Annotated in this window: 2 rRNA genes; both read left to right on the top strand. The window is 51.1% G+C overall.

What is annotated here, in order from left to right:
* Positions 1-131 precede the first annotated feature (131 nt).
* Positions 132-3020 (top strand): 23S ribosomal RNA (locus HNR75_RS15275).
* Between the two features lie 91 nt (positions 3021-3111).
* Positions 3112-3226, top strand: a 5S ribosomal RNA gene (gene rrf / locus HNR75_RS15280).

Here is a 3226-nt window from a genome sequence, read left to right on the forward strand (position 1 = left end):
AGTTCTTTAAAAAATTGGAAAGCTGATAAAGTTCAATCAAGACAAACAAGCGTCTTGGAAAAAACTTGGTGTTAAAACCAGTAAACTGGTCATAACAGCGACTTTGAATGGGAAACCATTTGGGGTTGTATGGTTAAGTGACTAAGCGTACACGGTGGATGCCTAGGCAGTCAGAGGCGATGAAGGACGTGCTAACCTGCGTTAAGCTGTGAGGAGTCGGTAAGAGGCGTTATCACTCACAGATGTCCGAATGGGGAAACCCACTGCATTTATGCAGTATCGCATGATGAATACATAGTCATGCGAGGCGAACCGGGAGAACTGAAACATCTAAGTACCCCGAGGAAAAGAAATCAACCGAGATTTCCTTAGTAGCGGCGAGCGAACGGGAATTAGCCCTTAAGTTTCTTGGAAGTTAGTGGAACAGTCTGGAAAGGCTGGCGATACAGGGTGATAGCCCCGTACATGAAAACGACCTTGGAATGAAAACGAGTAAGGCGGGACACGTGGTATCCTGTCTGAATATGGGGGGACCATCCTCCAAGGCTAAATACTCCTGACTGACCGATAGTGAACCAGTACCGTGAGGGAAAGGCGAAAAGAACCCCTGTGAGGGGAGTGAAATAGAACCTGAAACCGTGTACGTACAAGCAGTGGGAGCACCTTTGTGGTGTGACTGCGTACCTTTTGTATAATGGGTCAGCGACTTACATTCTGTAGCAAGGTTAACCGAATAGGGGAGCCGTAGGGAAACCGAGTCTTAACTGGGCGATTAGTTGCAGGGTGTAGACCCGAAACCGAGTGATCTAGCCATGGGCAGGTTGAAGGTGCCGTAACAGGTACTGGAGGACCGAACCCACTAATGTTGCAAAATTAGGGGATGACCTGTGGCTAGGGGTGAAAGGCCAATCAAACTCGGAGATATCTGGTTCTCCCCGAAAGCTATTTAGGTAGCGCCTCGGACGAATACTACTGGGGGTAGAGCACTGTTTCGACTAGGGGGTCATCCCGACTTACCAACTCGATGCAAACTCCGAATACCAGTAAGTACTATCCGGGAGACACACGGCGGGTGCTAACGTCCGTCGTGAAGAGGGAAACAACCCAGACCGCCAGCTAAGGTCCCAAAGTACTAGTTAAGTGGGAAACGATGTGGGAAGGCTTAGACAGCTAGGATGTTGGCTTAGAAGCAGCCATCATTTAAAGAAAGCGTAATAGCTCACTAGTCGAGTCGGCCTGCGCGGAAGATGTAACGGGGCTAAACTAGTCACCGAAGCTGCGGATTTACACGTAAGTGTAAGTGGTAGGGGAGCGTTCTGTAAGCCTGTGAAGGTGTGTGGTAACGCATGCTGGAGGTATCAGAAGTGCGAATGCTGACGTGAGTAACGTTAAAGGGAGTGAAAGACTCCCTCGCCGGAAGACCAAGGGTTCCTGTCCAACGTTAATCGGGGCAGGGTGAGTCGGCCCCTAAGGCGAGGCTGAAAGGCGTAGTCGATGGGAAGCGGGTTAATATTCCTGCACTTTTTGTAACTGCGATGAGGGGACGGAGAAGGCTAAGTAGGCCAGCGGTTGGTAGAGCTGGTGAAAGGTGGTAGGGATGTACGGTAGGCAAATCCGCTGTACTTTATTCCGAGAGCCGAGACGAAGTGACTACGGTCATGAAGTTACTGATGCCACGCTTCCAGGAAAAGCCTCTAAGCTTCAGGTTACAAAGAACCGTACCCGAAACCAACACTGGTGGTCAGGTAGAGAATACCAAGGCGCTTGAGAGAACTCGGGTGAAGGAACTAGGCAAAATAGTACCGTAACTTCGGGAGAAGGTACGCTGTTGTTGGTGAAGGAACTTGCTTCCGGAGCTAATGGCAGCCGCAGTGACCAGATGGCTGGGACTGTTTAACAAAAACACAGCACTCTGCAAACACGAAAGTGGACGTATAGGGTGTGACACCTGCCCGGTGCCGGAAGGTTAATTGATGGGGTTAGCGCAAGCGAAGCTCTTGATCGAAGCCCCGGTAAACGGCGGCCGTAACTATAACGGTCCTAAGGTAGCGAAATTCCTTGTCGGGTAAGTTCCGACCTGCACGAATGGTGTAACCATGGCCATGCTGTCTCCACCCGAGACTCAGTGAAATCGAATTCGCCGTGAAGATGCGGTGTACCCGCGGCTAGACGGAAAGACCCCGTGAACCTTTACTACAGCTTGACACTGAACATTGAACCTACCTGTGTAGGATAGGTGGGAGGCTTTGAAGACATGACGCCAGTTGTGTTGGAGCCGTCCTTGAAATACCACCCTGGTATGTTTGATGTTCTAACCTCAGCCCGTTATCCGGGCCAGGGACAGTGTCTGGTGGGTAGTTTGACTGGGGCGGTCTCCTCCCAAAGAGTAACGGAGGAGCACGAAGGTGGGCTAATCACGGTCGGACATCGTGAGGTTAGTGCAATGGCATAAGCCCGCTTAACTGCGAGACGGACAGGTCGAGCAGGTGCGAAAGCAGGTCATAGTGATCCGGTGGTTCTGAATGGAAGGGCCATCGCTCAACGGATAAAAGGTACTCCGGGGATAACAGGCTGATACCGCCCAAGAGTTCATATCGACGGCGGTGTTTGGCACCTCGATGTCGGCTCATCACATCCTGGGGCTGAAGTTGGTCCCAAGGGTATGGCTGTTCGCCATTTAAAGTGGTACGCGAGCTGGGTTCAGAACGTCGTGAGACAGTTCGGTCCCTATCTGCCGTGGGCGTTGGATGATTGAGTGGGGTTGCTCCTAGTACGAGAGGACCGGAGTGAACGAACCGCTGGTGTTCGGGTTGTCATGCCAATGGCACTGCCCGGTAGCTAAGTTCGGAAAAGATAACCGCTGAAAGCATCTAAGCGGGAAACTTGCCACGAGATGAGTCATCCCTAGGACTATAAGTCCTCTGAAGGGCCGTTGGAGACGACGACGTTGATAGGTGAGGTGTGTAAGCGTAGTGATACGTTGAGCTAACTCATACTAATGACCCGAGAGGCTTAACCATACAACACCCAAGTGGTTTTGAGCAAAATGCTTGTTTGATTGATGAACGACTAAACGAATTTAGAGTCAGCTTTCTGATTTAACCGAATATGCCTGGCGGCGATAGCGCAGTGGAACCACCTGTATCCATTCCGAACACAGAAGTGAAACGCTGTAGCGCCGATGGTAGTGTGGCATTCGCCATGTGAGAGTAGGACACTGCCAGGC

The organism is Tolumonas osonensis, from assembly GCF_014202415.1.
In the GTDB taxonomy this organism is placed as follows: Bacteria; Pseudomonadota; Gammaproteobacteria; order Enterobacterales; family Aeromonadaceae; genus Tolumonas; species Tolumonas osonensis.